This is a genomic window from Paenibacillus sp. NN59, from assembly GCF_057597225.1.
Genome location: NZ_CP199678.1, coordinates 387,522 through 404,147 on the forward strand (window position 1 = coordinate 387,522; position 16,626 = coordinate 404,147).

A 16,626-nucleotide genomic window follows, 5' to 3' on the forward strand; every position below is an offset into this window, starting at 1 on the left:
GTAGCATGGTTAGACAGGGATGCTGCTCTTAGGCGCGAGGGTTTGAGGTTCATGGGAGGAGGATACGTAATGCGTAGCTTGAAGGACAGGGTGAAGCAAAGAATCGGGCAGATGAGCTTAAGGGATAAGATCGGGCAGATGCTGTTATGCGGATTTCATGGAACAGAGCCGGAAGGCGGGATAGAGAAGCTGCTTGGAGATTACCCGATTGGCGGTATCGTTTATTTTGCAAGGAATGTGGTTTCGCCTGAGCAGGTAGAGCGGCTATCCGGCGGTTTGCAGAACATTGCGCAAGCAAGTGGCAATGTACCTCTCTGGATTGCTATTGACCAGGAAGGCGGCATGGTGGCTCGAATTACAGAGGGGATTGCACTTATGCCTGGACAGATGGCCATTGCTGCGGCCGGATCGGTGCAAGATGCTCATGCAGCGGCACGGATCAGTGGAGCGGAGCTACAATCGATGGGCATCAACATGAATTTTGCACCCGTACTCGACGTGAACAACAATGCGAGCAACCCGGTCATTGGCGTGCGTTCCTTCGGGGAATCCGCGGAAAAGGTAGCTGACTTCGGTGCGGCATCCATTGCTGGATTTCAGCAAGCCGGTATAGCTGCAACCGCCAAACATTTTCCCGGTCATGGAGATACGGATACGGATTCCCATCTGGATCTTCCTGTGATTACACATGACAGAACAAGGGTGGATCAGGTAGAGCTTGTGCCATTTCGTGCAGCTATTACAGAGGGTGTAGACGCAATGATGTCTGCTCACATCTATTTTCCGGCACTGGAGCCAGAACGTCTGCCGGTGACATTATCCCATTCTGTTTTGACCGGACTGCTGCGTAAGGAGCTTGGATATGAGGGTATGATCTTGACCGACTGTATGGAGATGAAGGCGATCGCTACTCACTACGGCACGGTCGATGCGGCAGTGATGGCGGTTGAAGCTGGAGCAGATATGGTACTGATCAGTCATACGGCACAGTTACAGGTGGAAGCTTTTGAAGCATTGATGAATGCGGTGAAGAGTGGACGTATCAGTGAGCGGCGGATTGATGAATCTGTTAAACGTCTGCTGACATATAAAATGAAGCGTGGGCTGATGAATGTGGAGATGGGGCTGGAGAGCGACACGGCAGTGGAGATGTCTGTCAGTATGAGCGGGATATCTGGTGTGGATGATATCCATGCGACCCCGGCGGTTGTTCACAATTCCATAAATTCCATGAATGTAAATCAGCCAGTTGCAGTTCCGTTTCAACGTAATAGTCCACTGCATCAGGAGGTAGCTCAGCGAATCAGTGAGAAGAGCATTACATTAATTCGGGATGCACAGCATATGTTGCCGCTAAAACAAGAGCGAACACTTGTCATTACGGTTGCCGCAGAAGTGACAAGTATTGCGGATGAACAGTTGGATGGAGGGGCAACGCTCGGAGCGGCTTTGTCAGCTCAAGGTCTGGAAGTGGTGGATATGAGGGTAGCGGCGGATGAAATTGCGCTATCCTCGGCTCGTTTGCTTCAAGCCGCAGAAGCGGTGGATGTTGGGCAGATTGTGATCGGCACTTATAATGCAGGCAGCCCTTCCGGTGACCCGCAATGCCGGTTGATCGGCTGGCTTCAGCAACTTGGCAAACCGCTGGTTGTAACCGCACTTCGCAGTCCGTACGACCTACAGAAGTTGCCGGATGTGCAGACTTATATCGCGGCATATGAGAGTCGGCCTCTCGCGATGAGTAGTGCAGCGAAAGCGATGATGGGACAGATCCCGTTCAAGGGACAACTTCCTGTCACGATTGATTAAATAGATGCAATTCTATATATGACGCAATCTGACGGGACTTGACGTAGCTGAAACTGAACTTTTAAGGATATGAGGGATGAGCTGGTGTCTCGTCACATAGCCGGAATAACAAACGATGTATGAGAATAACAAAAGGGACGAGGCTGTTCATGCTTCGTCCCTTTGCGTGTTGCATACTCTTATTATTGTACATGCAGAAAGCATTATTAATGGGATAACCCAAACCGTAACCGGTTCTAGTGACCACGCCTGATGATATTTGGTTCATTTTCGTGGGTTCTAAAATCTAACGATCTCCAGAAACGTTATTTGGGTGATATTAGCCGGTTTTGTATTCTAACGATCACAGGAAAGCTTATTTAGAGAAATAGATACGAAATTGGGCGTTGAGCATGTGTTTTTAGAGAAATAAGGTTACTGGTTACTGGTGATCGTTACAATTTCTGAAGGGTGATTATCGCTCAAATAAGCTCATCTGAGATCGTTAGAATAAACAGGGGGTGGGTGAAGAGTGTGTAGCCAACCCAGACCTCACCCCAAACCGTAATCTTCAATTTTACCTAACTCTAACCCCGAACCGCCAACACCAATCAGAGAACAACCACTAACCAAAATGCAACACACTAACCATCAACTTTCAACCCCGCTGAATTGGTGGCTTCGGGCGGCTACGTTATGATGCTTCAAGCAACCATCACAATTGCAAAGCTTTGGCCGTTCGTGTCTCTATATCACTTAGCAGTGTGGTCATATCCATGCCTGCATGATTACCGAGCAGGATAATGGTAATATCATCGGATAGATTGCGTGAAAATGCTGTGGAAAACCCACCGCCGCTTCCATTGTGGAAGACGGTGCGTTTTGTTCCGTTTTCCTTGAGAATCCAGGCATATCCGTAATTTTTATTGGAATAGGGCTCATACATCGTTTCAATCGTTTCCTGATTTAAAATCTGGTCAGTGTATAGTGCCCGATCCCATTTCAGCAGATCATCCACGGTAGAGTAGATCGTACCTGACCCGGATTGTGAAACATAGTAAGGTGCAGATGCCCATCCTTTTCCTTGCTGGACAAATCCACTGTTCGTATGCACTTTGCGCGATGCTTCTCCCGAATCTTGCATGCCGAGCGGCCCCAGAATGGTTTGTTGCACATAGTCTGCATAGCTCATGCCAGATACCTGCTCCACAACGTACGCAAGCAATACATAGCCGCTATTGCTGTACAGGTAGGCACTGCCGGGTTCGAACTTCAACGTTTTGTGGCGAATCTCTTCTACCGTTTTTTCAAGTGTATCCCCTTCCCCGCGACCGAAGGCCGACGGCAGACCCGACGTTTGGGACAGTAACATATGCAGGGTAATCTGTTCTCCCTTCGGGATGCCAGAAATATAGGTGGAGATTGGATCTTGAACATCCAACTTGCCTGCTTCTGCGAGACTCAAAATGGAAGCCGCAGTGAATGACTTGCTCAAGGAGGCGATACGGGTCTTTTGGTCCGGACGATTCATGGTCTGTTCGTCAGCAAGACCATAACCCTGTTTGAGCAAGACTTCGCCGTCTCGTGCAATCAGAGCCATCCCCGGATAGTTGATCTCGCGCAGATATGTGTCTACGCTAGCCACTTCAGGATTTAACACGCTGACCTGGTCAGTCGTTATACCAACATTCATCTGGCCTGAGAGCGTTCGCTGGACTTGAATATCAGCCTTCAAAGCATTCGCCAGGGTCCGGACAGGAATCATTAATGTGCCGTTAATGGTGCGTGAATTCACTGGAGAAGCCAGAGATACCTGGTTTACTTTAATGGATCTACTTCCGGCTTGATGCACCAGTGTGTCCCTTCCAACGGTGATTGTAGCTGTGTTGGTACGAGCATCCCACTTCAGATCCCCTTTAACAGATTGGATTACATCTCGTAAGGGAACGAACGTTGTACCTTTTAGAATAAGCGGAGCGTTGTTCCAGAATTGCGGCTCTCCGTTGACTTCAATATGGACGGCTTGTGTAGTCTGCGCTGCAGAAACCGTAGGGTTGTTAAACAGCCCGAATACCGGGCCTGCGCATAGAATGATTGCGAATAGAATACGAAGCATGGATGAATAACCACTGCTAGATACAGGTTGTTGCGTGTGAAACTTGCGTAAGATTTGAACCCTCTCCTTCCAAGTGTTTCTTAATAATCCATTATATAAATATTGTAAACGATCCCAACAAGGGGGTCAAAAAGAGAGTATATCTAAGTAATAGGATCAGATCATTAAAATTGCGATTATTTAGTATGGATACATAATGTTTCGCGGCGAACTTTCCGATAAAAAGAGTTGAACTTAATGATGGGAGATAGATAGATAATGAGAAAAGGGCTTCAAAAAAGACTTCAAAAAAGACTTCAAAAAAAGCCTCAAACAGGGCATAAAGTGAAGGGGAGGTTTCAATTATGGTTTACGTTGACGGTAAAAAAACGGCTGATTGCCGCATTCCTTTTGTTCCTGATTGTACCCAGCCTTAGTGTAGGGTGGCTTGCTTATCTTAAGGCAGCAGATCAGGTTAAAATGGAGATTACTCGTTCTGCACAGGCCAAAACGGAAATGCTTAGTCTGCAGATTGATCAGATGCTCAATATGGAGAAGGATAACGCTGCACAGATGGCATCGGGTATTACATCCGAAGACATTATTAACAAGTCACCTGCGCTTCAAGCTCAGATGGATCGGATGTCCAAAAACCATAAAGAACTCGGGGTGCTTACGGCTGGAGCGGAGGATGGAAGTTGGATGAAATCCCCTGATCCCGGCAACCAGATTTATGATCCTCGTGAACGCACATGGTATAAGATGGCTCTATCACAATCTGAGCCAGTCATCTCGGATACTTTCCAGTCCGCAACGACTGGGGAATGGGTGGTGACAGCAGCGGCCAAGCTAGCAGACGGACAAGGTGTTTTTGGAGCCAATGTAAGCTTGAATCATTTGAAGGAGACAGTGGATCAGATCCATATCGGTAAAGCAGGGAAACTGTATATGCTGGATAATGGCGGGAAATTTTTATTCCATTACAAGATTGAATCCGGTACTCAGTCTGATCAAAGTTACATCAACGAGATGTATACGAAAGATCAGGGAACCGTGAAGTATACATATGATGGTCAACCGATGGAGGCTGTATTTTACACAAATACGGCAACGGGCTGGAAAATTGTCGGCGAGATGATTCCCTCCGAAGCGGCAGAGTCCGTGCAACCTATTATGATCCGAGCAATCACTCTTGTCGGCGTAGCGGTTATGGTGGGGATTGTGCTGCTGATCTTTATTATCCGTAGCATTCACCGTCCATTGCAACAGTTAACCCAAGCGGCTTCTCAAGTAAGTGCAGGGGACCTGACGGTTCGTGTAGGCCTGCGGCGCAAGGATGAGTTCGGTCAGCTTGGAGAAAGCTTTGATACCATGACGAATTCACTGCGTCATGTCCTGGGCGAAGTACATGATACATCGAGTCAGCTGGCGGCATCATCGGAAGAGTTGATGGCAAGCTCTGAGCAGACCTCGAAAGCAACGGAGCAAGTAGCGGAGTTAATGCAAGATGCAGCTGCAGGAACAACGATGCAGAATGAAAGTCTTGCAGCGACAGAGCAACTTATCGGTGAGATGTCACTTGGCGTGAAAGAGATTTCTGCAAGAGCCGGAGATGCAGAACGTATTGCCATTGAAGCATCCTCCAAATCGGAAGCGGGTATGGTCACGATGCAGGAGGCCGTATCCCATATTCAGCAGGTGAATGATGAGAGTAAGGATATGGAGGCTGTCATCGAAGATCTGCGAGCGAAAAACGAAGAAATTCTGGATATTGTAGCGGAGATTACAGCCATCGCCAAGCAGACGAACATTCTGGCACTGAATGCTTCGATTGAAGCTTCGAGAGCAGGCGAGCATGGCCGGGGATTTGCTGTGGTTGCGAACGAAGTGAAAATGCTTGCGAACAGCTCAGGCGCTTCGGCAGAGCGGATTAATGAGCTTATGCGCGAGATGAACGAGAAGACTCATGCTGTTCAGTCTACCTTTGCACGTACGGGTGAAGGTATGGTGAAAAGCTCGCAGATGATCGCTGAGGCCGGAGAAGCCTTCCAGACGATTCGTGATGCGGTTCGAACCGTTGCGTCCCAGGCCGAAGAGGCAGCTACAGCTTCCCGTCAGATCGATCAAGGAATGGGACATGTGAACAAAGCTGTAAACGAAACGATGGTTCTCTCCAACCGGATTGCTGCGGGCACCGAGGATGGCTCGGCGGCTGCTCAGGAGCAGCTTGCTACAATGGAGGAGGTTGCGGCATCTTCAGCGGCCTTGTCTCGCATGGCAGAGGATCTGCAGAGCATGATCGAACGATTCAAATTATAACGGAGTGAGTATGAACGCGGGTATGAAGGCTGTCGGGGTAATGAACCGGCAGTCTTTTTTCTTTTTTTGCAGGAGATTGGATTATGATTGAGGTATCTAATCTACCTCGTTAGTTTGACAATAAACAAACATAATTATATTATGTCTATAAATAAACAAACAAAAAAACAAATAAACGGAATGGAATTGATATAAATTAATTCCCCGTATGAATCAATACAGAATTAACTTGGAACTCCAAATAACTCACAAATCAAAATACATTAGATGAATGATAGAAAGGACGACGAAGGATGAAAGCCTCGGATTCAAGATTGCAGACAGCCTCTCTCGAAGAGATCAAACGCGGATATGTGGAGGAAGGAATGGCCTATTCCTGTATTTGTTGCGGTTTTACAACAGAACCGGGAATTGTTTACCCTGACGAAGGTGTGCTCTATGATGCGGTTCGTTACATGGGTGTTCATATTGAGAAGGTCCATGGTTCTGTATTTGAATATTTGCTGGAGCTGGATAAAAGTGTGACCGGATTGTCGGATGTACAGCGAGGTCTGCTGGCCCAGTTCTATGAAGGGAAAAAGGATGCAGAAGTGCAACAGGCTCTGGGCATCGGCAGTGCGTCTACCATTCGAAACCATCGATTCGTTTTGAAGGAAAAGGAGAGGCAGGCCAAAATATTTCTGGCGTTAATGGAACTGTTGAAAAATAAAGACCTGCATGCTCCGGCAACATGGGTGTCGCCGATTATGAAACAAGGTCATACGATTCATCAGCATTCCTTTGAAATATCGGAAGAGGAACGGGAACGTGTGCTGCGCAACTATTTTCCCGAAGGTATAAGCGGCCCAATGACTACGTTCCATATGCAGCAAAAACATAAGTATATCGTGCTCACGGAGATTGCCAAACGTTTTGAACCCCGGCGTCAGTACACCGAAAAACAAGTGAACACACTCTTGGAGAAGGTACATGCTGACTATGTTGAGATTCGGAGATATCTGGTGGATTACGGTCTGTTAGAGCGAAAGGAGGATGGAAGCCAGTACTGGCTGGGTAGTGCAGCAGAGGAACAAGGTAACGGTAGAGGCGACGGGAAACAGCCGAAAGGATCATCAGCCAAATTATCAGATAATTCATCTGCATCCCCAGCCATGGAACAGCAAGTTCCAGAAGAAAGAGCAGGTAAAGGAGAGAAGAGCATGAATCGACGCAAAGAGTTACAAGAGCAAGCCAAAGAAGTCAAAACAGAAGCAGGCGTTTATCAAATTCGGAATGAGCGAAACGGCAAAGTGTACATCGACAGCACGCCTAATCTGAAGACCATTAACGGACAGCAATTTATGCTGCAGATGGGGAGCCATCTGAATCGACGTTTGCAGGCAGAGTGGAATGAATACGGTGAGAGTGCATTTACGATTGAGGTATTAGAAGTCATGAAAAAGGATGACAATCCCTACGCCGATCCGAAGGATGCGCTGGCCAAATGTTTAGAAAGCTGGTTTGAGAAGCTGGAGCCTTACGGGGATCGTGGATACCACGGGGAGACAAAACCATCGAATTAGTAGGTAAATAGAGTTCAATTTCAGCATTGAACACTACGAATTTAACATTTTAATATTGGAAAATAGCTAGATTCTCCTGCTTCATGAACAGGCGATTAGCACCTAACGGGCAGATTAGCGTAACAGATGCAATTCAACAGGCTAAGGCTGGGGAATATAGGGTGCAAAATATATTCAACCGGTTTAGCTAAGAAAGCCTATTTTCTCATTGTTGTTATACAAGAGAAAATAGGCCTTCGTTAGTTCAATTTTCTAACACATCTTATTTTTGAATGGATAACGCCATTTCTTTTAACTTTTCATTCTCTACCACTTCTTTAGTTGTTCCGGTTTTGGCTAAATGTACAATAACCTGACCCAATTGTTCAGATGTTATAGCCCACTTCATTCGTTTTAGCAACGGATGCAAAGGTTTTAATACATTGGATAGGATACGATAAAGTGCTGTTTTTGAACGAACACCGTGCATGGGTAAAATAACTAATGGACGTAACATATATGCTCCTTTGAAAGGAAGGCGAAGTAACGCATTTTCCGTTTTTCCTTCCACACGAGCCCATAGTTCTGGTCCTTGCTCCGTACTATCTACTCCCATTCCCGTAATATAAATCATTTTCATATCGGGATTAAGTTTGACTAATTGAGAGGCTACTTTTATTGTCAATTCATAGGTGATATGAATATAGTCAGCCTCTGACATACCAGCTGATCTAACACCAATTAAATAAAAACATGCATCATATCCCGTTACTTTATCCTGAATTTGAGAAAGATCTGAAATATCTGGTAAAACTATTTCTTGATATTTCTCATGTTGGTTGGTTGTTGGTTTACGTACAATTGCTAATACATGTTCAACTTCTGGATCACGTAAACTTTCTCTTAATGCTAACTGACCGATCATACCTGTTACACCATATAAAATCACCTTCATTGCTGCCATCCTTTCTTTGAAAAAGCTGACTCTCGTTAGAAGAAATCGCATATATACTTAGATTAACTGTTCCCATTTGATATTATGAGGAAATCATTTTGGATATTAAGAACTTCACCGGTCTTTATATCTTCACTTCTAGACTAGAAATTAAATGAATGATCGTTTAATTAATAAAGAAATAAATGCCATTATTGACTAATGGCATCCCAGCTCATTAAAAATATGAGCTCAAATTCCTTTTCAATTGTAGTGTGCTTTCCTTCATAATATTCCTTTGCAAGCTGAACAATAGGGAAATAACAATATGAGATAATTAACTCCGCTTTCGCATTTTTTAAAGAGCCATTGCTAATCCCTCTTTTAAAATAACGGTACAAGTTTTCAAACATGGGAGTAGCATCAGCCATACATAACTTGTTCATAAATGGTGATGCTGTAAATTGTTCCAAGAAAAGAAACCACTCTTTGTTTTCAATCATGAATTCTAACGAATTTTTCATGAAGATATAGCAGATTTCTTTAGTATCCAATTCTTCATGAATATTATGCAACATACTTCTGCTCAACTTTTCCTTTACATCCAGATAAAGCTTGACTAATAAATCTTCCTTATTTTCGTAGTAAGTATAAATAGTGGCTGGAGAAAGATTAGCTCGCTTAGCTATTTTTGACATGGAGAGATCTGCGAACCCAACGTCATTAATCAACTGGATTGTAGAATCGAAAATCGCTTGGTTCTTTTTTTCATCTTTATGTCTCATGAGTCTATATTAAATGAACGTTCGGTTATTGTCAAAGACGGCACTAAATTTTTAGCTTGAAAAGTAGTTGAATGTCAAAAAGGACGGATTTTTAAGAATTATTAATTAGACAGTTATGTTTATAAAAAAGAAACTTACTACAACTAAAAAGAGGTGCTGAAGGACTACGATTACAAAAGACCGTCCCGATTCCGATTCATGTAACCGATAGATGGATTAGGACCGTCTTTACGTGGGATCTCGAGTTTCATTAAGTACCATAATACATGAAAAGGAGCACGTAAACGGGAATCAATCGGTATAATTTCTTGTTGTATTGCTTTAATCCATATGTAAGTATTTACAAAAAATTAATTTCACACTACATATATTTCTTTAATCCATAAATGTAGTTAATTTTCACCAATTTAGAGCCATCGACTCTAAATGTGTTACATGCATAATGTCGAACTTTATTCTCAGCTTGAAGCATAGTATAACCAGCAGAGATTCTAACGATCTCAGATGAGCTTAATTTGGCGATACCGGGTTTTCTGGAAATGTAACGATCACCAGGAACCTTATTTCAATAAAACACACGATATACGTCCATTTTCACTTTATTTTTACTAAATAAGCTTCCCTGAGATCGTTAGAAAATAAAACGGTGTGATATTACCCAAATAGCGTTCCTGGGGATCGTTAGAAAAATATCCAGCTAGATGAGGGATATGTAGGGCAGTCACTTCTGGGCTGAATATTGTGATTTAGCCCAGAATAATAAGCAAGTAAGCAAGTAGTGAGTATGTATGACAATCCCAAATGAAAAAACTCCCTTTGCTGTTGAGTCAGCAAAGGGAGTTTTTCGTGGTGATGTGCTCTAAAATGCTCGCCAAATGGCGAAAGATTTGCGTTGGTTGCCCATTACAGCTTGAATTGCTCTACCAGCTTCTGCAGCTTATTAGCCAGATGCGCAAGGGAATCGGCAGAGGATGAGATTTCCTGCATGGACGCCACTTGCTCTTCCGTTGCAGCGGAGATATTCTCTGTGCCATCGGCATTGGTTTCCGAGATGGTATGAATGTGGTCGATAGATTGCACCACTTCTGCTGTGCTGGCAGACATCTCTTCTGATGCCGCTGCGATATTTTCAAGCTGCTGATTGACCACCCCAACGGCCTCGCTAATCTGCACAAATGCATCATCGGCAAATTGTACAGCTCGGATGCCGCTGTCTACATCTTTTTGTCCCAGACGAACATTCTCATTAGCCCTGGATATTTCTTGCTGAATGGATGCGACCATCTCCACGATCTTCTGACCGGATTCGCTGGACTGCTCCGCCAGTTTGCGGACTTCACTTGCTACAACGGAGAATCCGCGTCCATGCTCACCTGCACGGGCTGCTTCAATGGAAGCATTCAGCGCAAGCAGGTTGGTTTGGGCTGCGATATCCGTAATGACAGATACCATCTCACCGATGGAGCTGGAATGCTGATCCAGCCGTGTCGCAGTTTCTGCGATACCTTGCACAAAATGCTGGATGGAACCCATCTCCGATACAGCCGTTTTGATCGTCGAGTTCCCTTGTTGCGCGAGTTCGCTTGCTTGCATTGCAGCTTCGGATACTTGCTGTGTACTGTTGGTTACTTGTCCAACCCCTCCGGCAAGTTCATTCATCTGTTGTGCGGTATGTTTCAGGCTGTTTGCCTGCTTTTCAATGCCAGCTGCGGACTGTTCTGTAATGAGGGCCACTTGCTCTGTAGCTTTGGTTGTCTCCGATGAATTGATCGCAAGCTGTGCAGAAGATGTTGTAAGCTCGTCAGCTGTATTACGCACATCCTGAATGACGGTTCGTAAAGATTGACTCATTTTGTTAAAGCTGTTGCTGAGTTTGCCAAATTCATCCTGACCGTGCACAGCAACCTCAATGGTCAGATTTCCATCGCTGATTTCGTTGGAAGCTTTGACAAGTCGATTGAGCGGTCTCGTAATGGCTTGTACAATCCAAAAAATAATGATGGAGCTGATAACTACAGCAATCGCAATAACAATCAGGGTAGTGTACAGGATTGGACGGACGGTTTCCGTAACTTCGTCGTTATCGATAACACCGACAACTGTCCAGCCTGTCGTTTCATTGGTTACGAAGAAGGCATGCTCGCTTTTTCCGTTCAACGTATACTGCAGATCACCATTCTTTTGATCAAAAATTTGTTTATAGGGTTCCATCGTACCTTCAGTACCTGGTTTTTCGGTTGGATGCACGATGATTTTATTTGCATTATCAATAATATAGATATATCCTCTTTGCCCGATTTTCGTGGAATTTACCGTCTGGGAAAGAGCTTCAAGGGAAAGGCTGACCGAAACAACACCATGACCGTCACCGGTCGTCTGAGCGACCGAAGCAACTACGTTACCTGTATTGCTTGAGATGTAAGGTGTGATTACAGTAGGCACGTCTTTGTTCTCCGAAGCAGCCTTAAACCAAGGACGTTCACGGGGATCATATCCCGGCTTGTTTACAGCGGTGACTGGGGAGTTGATATAGACACCTTTATCCGTTCCGACGGAAGCAAGTTCCACGTCATCGTGGGTATCTTTGTAAGCATCAAGTAAGGTACGAATCGTTTTCGTTTCGTCCCCTTGAACCGGACCCACATTACCAGCATCCAGCTGACTTGCCAGGAAGTCTACATTTTTACGTGTAGCACCAATAATCTGGTCAATGGTCTGATTCAGTACACTCACGCTACTGTTGGCATTCTCAAACATTTTTTCTTCGACCTTGGTAGCCGCTGTCTGGAATGAAATGATGCCTAAACTGATCGTCGGGATCAGCAGCACGATAGCAAATGAAAGTATCAGTTTCTCTCTCATCTGTAACGTTCGTTTCCCCTTTGGCTGCTTCACTTTCTTCATAGTACATTCTCCCCCTGTCAACTCTCCCGAACTGACATAAAATATGGTATATTTCTAAGTTAATGCAAACCAATTCTGCATTCATTATTCCAAATCTCTGATTCAGAATGGTATGTATCGATATATATCGGCTGACAGTGATTAAAATTAGAGAGGAGTTGTGCGAGAGTTGAATGAAAGTGCACCAAGATTATCTGCACATGAAAAAAGTGTGGAAATCCAGGATAAAGCAACATTTATGCAGGGGGTTCGAGATTGTGTGCCTACCCTTCTTGGATACTTAAGTATTGGCTTTGCAGCGGGGGTCATCGAGATGACTGCAGGTCTCAGTTTTGCCGAAACGGCATTGTTGAGCCTGATTTTGTATGCAGGTTCTGCCCAGTTCATCGCAGCAGGGATGCTGGCTTCCAACGGATCGGCGTTAGCGATCATCTTCACTATATTTTTTGTGAATCTGCGTCATCTGCTGCTTAGCGCAGCCGTATCTCCGTATTTCAGACATCTGACACCGCTTAAAAATATGTGGATTGGCTCACTGCTTACGGATGAGTCATTCGGTGTGGCGATGACACGTGCAATCGGCAGAAAAACGCTCAGTGAGCGCTGGATGCACGGTCTGAATATTACGGCGTACTTGAACTGGTTTGTCGCGAACATGGCGGGAGCGTACTTTGGACGCTGGATTACAAACCCTGATCGCTTCGGACTGGATTATGCGTTGCCAGCGATGTTTATCGGTCTAATCGTGCTTCAGTTGGTACATCGCAAAAGCAAAAAAATACATATCAATGTAGCAATCATAGCGGTCGTGTGTGTTATCTTAGCAAGCATGGCTTCACTAGGTAGTCTGAGCATTATCATAGCGGCAGTGGTTGCAGCAACGATGGGAGTGTTTATGGAACGATGGAAGTAAGATGGGATGTATTCTGGATTATTATGGGCTCGGCACTACTCACGTTTATCCCCCGGGTATTGCCGCTTATGCTCTTCAGTAAAATACAGATTCCGGTGTGGCTGATGCGCTGGCTCGAATATGTGCCTGTTGCTGTCATGGCCTCACTCATTGGTCAGGAATTGTTTATGTCAGGCAATCGTCTTGTCCCCATTACAGAAAATGCCGCCTTGTGGGCAGCATTGCCCACAGTGGCTGTAGCCATCTGGACACGCAGTCTGCTCGGTACGGTGCTGGTTGGTATTGTATCCATGATGATATTACGTTACCTCATGGGATAGGAAGGTAGGATCGTGATGAAAACGCTATTTTCTAATGAACCTAAAAGGGATAAGATGGAGAAAGCAGCATGAAATAGTCTGTTGTGCCATGGATATAGTATAAGGATTTCATCAACTATTTTGAGCGAAAGGAACGATGTCTAAGATGAAACCAAGTCCATCGACGATTTTGTTTCAAGGGGATTCCATTACCGACGGAGGAAGATCACGGAATGAGGATCTGAATCATGTTCTTGGTCACGGGTATGCGTATCTGATCTCAAGCAGACTGGGCATGGAACTGGCGAGCAAGCAAAAAACGTTCTATAACCGAGGCATTAGCGGAAATCGGGCATCCGATCTGTACGCACGCTGGAATGAAGACACATATAGTCTGAAACCCGATCTGATCAGTATCCTGATTGGGGTTAACGATGCTTGGCGTTTTATGAATGATGAACCAAGAGGATATACAGATCGTTTTGCCCGGGCGTATCGTCACTTGCTAGAGGAAACACGGGAAGTTATACCGAATACCGGACTTGTACTGATGGAGCCTTTCATTCTGAAGACAGGGGCGACACTGGAGAAATGGGATGGCTGGGAAACGCTTATGGCTGAATACCAGCAACAGGTTCGAGAAATGGCCGAGCACTTCGGGGCGGTGTGGGTCCCGCTACAGCAAACGTTCGATGCGGCATTGGAGCAAGCCGATGCTTCATACTGGTTATGGGATGGCGTTCATCCTACTGCGGCAGGTCATGAGCTAATTGCTCGTCAGTGGTTGTCTGTGGTGCAGCAATCTCCACTTGCTATTGTGTAGCTTATCTTAAATTCCATTAGTGAAGCGTGGTGAATCCTTTGCAAGGCTCTAATCACGAAATCGGAAACGAACATCATGAAATGCGTGTAAGACACGCTGTAGATGAATCTGAGGTACTCGACTGGCCAGACGAAGAGCAGATCCAGCAAGTGTTTCTTAACATTAACAATCGGAATCATGTTCAAGAGGGTGCAGGATTCAAGGCTGATGAACTTCGGGAAAAATTGTTCCGGCCCGAGTTGGCTGAGATGCTCACCGATTTACGAAGGTATGGAGAGCAAGCATTAAGAGAACCGCTACCTCTTCTGACATTCCAACTGTTTCGACAGTTTGGCAGGGAGGGAGACCGCAAAGCATACGAGCAGGTTTACTTCGAAAGGCGCGGTAGATTAGCAGCCGTTGCCATGCTTGCTCTCGATGCTGGCACCCCTCATATGGTTCATACTCTCGAAGAGATGTTGTGGGCGGTATGTGATGAATATACGTGGTGCCTTCCGGCACATCTGGGAACGGGAGAGGCGGAGCAGGTAGCAGGCAATATCGACCTCTTCGCGGCAGAGACGGTACATATGCTTGCGGAGATTGTGATACTTCATCGTCATCATCTCGATGCTCTGGTTGTTGAACGGATACGTAAAGAGGCGGAGCGACGTATCTTTACGCCGTTATACAGGGAAAAGAGGGCATATCACTGGCAGATAGCCGATCACAACTGGTCTGCTGTCTGTGGGGGATGTTGCGGCATGGCTGCTCTGTTATTGCTGGAGGATCAGGCGATGCTGCTGGAGGCCAACAGACAGACAATCAATTGTATGAAGGCGTTCTTGAGCGGGTATGGCGAGGACGGCGGCTGTGCTGAAGGGATTGGGTACTGGGTGTATGGCTTCGGTTATTTCGTCTATTATGCCGAGATGTTACTGGACTACACAGAGGGAGCGTTGGACTTGTTACAAGGTTCCAAAATAGCGGCGATAGCGGCATTTCCGCTACGAATCCATCTGTCGGGCGGTACATTTATCAATTATTCGGATAGCTCGGAGAATGAAGAGATACCTTCGGGGCTCCTGTCTCTGTTAGCTGTACGTTTCGGAATGGAAGTGGATTTGCCCTTGCGTATTCCCCGGCTGACAGAAGATCCTTGTCGTCGTTGGGCCCATCTGCTACGGAACGTGATGTGGAGCGATCCGGTGGTATATAAACGTATACATCGAGAAGCGGCTGAGCTGGCGAATGGAGGGTTTATTTTTCAACAGCTGGAATGGATGGTTGCTAAACATGCCCTTCATATGCCGCCGAATGTGCAGGGAGAGACGAGCAAACCTTGTTCAGACCGGGAGTGGGTTCAGGTGGCGTGTTCGTTTAAAGGCGGTCATAATGATGAACCCCACAATCATAATGATCTGGGACAAGTGATTATCCATTGCGGTGGCGAAAATATACTGTGTGACCCTGGAGCAGGGTTGTACACTCAGGCGTATTTTGCTCCAGGGCGCGAGCAGTTATTTCATATCTCATCTGCCGGGCATAACGTGCCCCTGATCGGAGGTTGCGAGCAACGTTCGGGTAGAAAGGCTGAAGCCGAGTTGCTGGAATTCAGGCTTGAGCCGGATGGAAGTGAAATGCAGGCCTTGTTCGACCTGACGCGTGCATATTCCGAAGCAACAACACTACACCGATATACACGTCATCTGAGCTGGAAGGCCGGACAAGATTGTGTTGGAATGAATAGGACTATGGAAGTTAAGGAAAGAGGCGGCAGTTGTTGTAGTACGGGGAATCCTTCTGATCCGGGTGTGCATGTAGATATGGCGACCTTGCGGATTATAGACAGATTCCAATGGAAGATGGACACAGAAGCGGATACTACGAAGTCTTCGTTGAACGAGCCATATGTTGAAGCGCAAGTCGTTGAGCGCTGGATAAGCCGGGTAGGTCCGACAATGGAAAAGGAAGGCAGACTTCGGTGGCAGGCTTCGCAGGCTAATCTGTACATGAACTATGATGCTGTCCAGTGGCGGGTGCAGACAGAAGCTGTGCATACCGTGGATCATGATCAGGTCCCTGTTACATTTTATCGTACATCACTTGTTTGGAAAGGGAACGAAGTTAAAGCGACGAAGGGCGAGAATGAACGAGTTGAAGATGCCGAAACCGCCAACGATGCTCCGCTAGAGATTGTATGTCAGATTGATTTTATGGTTGAACCCCATTAAGGAGAAGCCGAG

General features: G+C 45.8%; 11 protein-coding genes. 7 read left to right on the forward strand and 4 right to left on the reverse strand.

Annotated elements, in window-relative coordinates:
- Positions 1–69: 69 nt before the first annotated feature.
- The gene (gene nagZ / locus ACT89M_RS01860) at positions 70–1,809 is read left to right on the forward strand and encodes a beta-N-acetylhexosaminidase (RefSeq protein ID WP_308723035.1); all 1,740 of its coding nucleotides are present in this window, start codon (positions 70–72) and stop codon (positions 1,807–1,809) included.
- A 694-nt stretch (positions 1,810–2,503) separates the two neighbouring features.
- Here the strand turns inward: nagZ and ACT89M_RS01865 are convergent.
- Positions 2,504–3,904: a serine hydrolase domain-containing protein gene (locus ACT89M_RS01865; protein WP_308723034.1), complete on the reverse strand. Its 1,401-nt coding sequence runs from the start codon at positions 3,902–3,904 to the stop codon at positions 2,504–2,506.
- A 354-nt stretch (positions 3,905–4,258) separates the two neighbouring features.
- Here ACT89M_RS01865 and ACT89M_RS01870 point away from each other — a divergent pair, with 354 nt between their 5' ends.
- Together ACT89M_RS01870 and ACT89M_RS01875 are read left to right on the forward strand one after the other, a co-directional pair.
- Entirely contained in the window at positions 4,259–6,202 is a 1,944-nt protein-coding gene (locus ACT89M_RS01870; protein ID WP_308723033.1) for a methyl-accepting chemotaxis protein, read from the forward strand.
- 293 nt (positions 6,203–6,495) lie between these two features.
- Positions 6,496–7,764 (forward strand): DUF2087 domain-containing protein, encoded by a 1,269-nt coding sequence (locus tag ACT89M_RS01875; protein WP_308723032.1) that lies wholly within the window; start codon positions 6,496–6,498, stop codon positions 7,762–7,764.
- Positions 7,765–8,026: 262 nt separating this feature from the next.
- Here ACT89M_RS01875 and ACT89M_RS01880 read toward each other — a convergent pair whose 3' ends face one another.
- From ACT89M_RS01880 to ACT89M_RS01890, 3 genes are all read right to left on the reverse strand, one after another.
- Positions 8,027–8,698, reverse strand: coding sequence for an NAD-dependent epimerase/dehydratase family protein (locus ACT89M_RS01880; protein ID WP_487344973.1), 672 nt, complete (start codon positions 8,696–8,698; stop codon positions 8,027–8,029).
- A gap of 191 nt (positions 8,699–8,889) precedes the next feature.
- Complete coding sequence (locus tag ACT89M_RS01885; RefSeq protein WP_308723030.1) at positions 8,890–9,462, reverse strand: TetR/AcrR family transcriptional regulator; 573 nt, start codon at positions 9,460–9,462, stop codon at positions 8,890–8,892.
- Between the two features lie 903 nt (positions 9,463–10,365).
- The gene (locus ACT89M_RS01890) at positions 10,366–12,366 is read right to left on the reverse strand and encodes a methyl-accepting chemotaxis protein (RefSeq protein WP_308723029.1); all 2,001 of its coding nucleotides are present in this window, start codon (positions 12,364–12,366) and stop codon (positions 10,366–10,368) included.
- A gap of 238 nt (positions 12,367–12,604) precedes the next feature.
- On the opposite strand from ACT89M_RS01890, the gene ACT89M_RS01895 reads away from it, so the two are divergent.
- The 4 genes from ACT89M_RS01895 (at position 12,605) to ACT89M_RS01910 (ending at position 16,614) form a co-directional block, all read left to right on the forward strand.
- Positions 12,605–13,279 carry an AzlC family ABC transporter permease gene (locus ACT89M_RS01895; RefSeq protein WP_145334290.1) on the forward strand — a complete coding sequence of 225 codons (675 nt, stop codon included), beginning with the start codon at positions 12,605–12,607 and terminating at the stop codon, positions 13,277–13,279.
- Positions 13,270–13,599 carry an AzlD domain-containing protein gene (locus ACT89M_RS01900; RefSeq protein WP_145334208.1) on the forward strand — a complete coding sequence of 110 codons (330 nt, stop codon included), beginning with the start codon at positions 13,270–13,272 and terminating at the stop codon, positions 13,597–13,599. Before ACT89M_RS01895 ends, ACT89M_RS01900 begins: the two co-directional genes overlap by 10 nt.
- 145 nt (positions 13,600–13,744) lie before the next feature.
- The gene (locus ACT89M_RS01905) at positions 13,745–14,401 is read left to right on the forward strand and encodes an SGNH/GDSL hydrolase family protein (RefSeq protein WP_308723046.1); all 657 of its coding nucleotides are present in this window, start codon (positions 13,745–13,747) and stop codon (positions 14,399–14,401) included.
- A gap of 26 nt (positions 14,402–14,427) precedes the next feature.
- Positions 14,428–16,614: a heparinase II/III family protein gene (locus tag ACT89M_RS01910; protein WP_308723028.1), complete on the forward strand. Its 2,187-nt coding sequence runs from the start codon at positions 14,428–14,430 to the stop codon at positions 16,612–16,614.
- Positions 16,615–16,626: the final 12 nt, after the last annotated feature.

Bases quoted from the DNA above. Each gene is read 5' to 3' on its own strand.
- nagZ (WP_308723035.1), top strand. From the start codon at position 70: ATGCGTAGCTTGAAGGACAGGGTGAAGCAAAGAATCGGGCAGATGAGC.
- ACT89M_RS01865 (WP_308723034.1), bottom strand. From the start codon at position 3,904: ATGCTTCGTATTCTATTCGCAATCATTCTATGCGCAGGCCCGGTATTC.
- ACT89M_RS01875 (WP_308723032.1), top strand. From the start codon at position 6,496: ATGAAAGCCTCGGATTCAAGATTGCAGACAGCCTCTCTCGAAGAGATC.
- ACT89M_RS01880 (WP_487344973.1), bottom strand. From the start codon at position 8,698: ATGAAGGTGATTTTATATGGTGTAACAGGTATGATCGGTCAGTTAGCA.
- ACT89M_RS01885 (WP_308723030.1), bottom strand. From the start codon at position 9,462: ATGAGACATAAAGATGAAAAAAAGAACCAAGCGATTTTCGATTCTACA.
- ACT89M_RS01890 (WP_308723029.1), bottom strand. From the start codon at position 12,366: ATGAAGAAAGTGAAGCAGCCAAAGGGGAAACGAACGTTACAGATGAGA.
- ACT89M_RS01895 (WP_145334290.1), top strand. From the start codon at position 12,605: ATGCAGGGGGTTCGAGATTGTGTGCCTACCCTTCTTGGATACTTAAGT.
- ACT89M_RS01900 (WP_145334208.1), top strand. From the start codon at position 13,270: ATGGAAGTAAGATGGGATGTATTCTGGATTATTATGGGCTCGGCACTA.
- ACT89M_RS01905 (WP_308723046.1), top strand. From the start codon at position 13,745: ATGAAACCAAGTCCATCGACGATTTTGTTTCAAGGGGATTCCATTACC.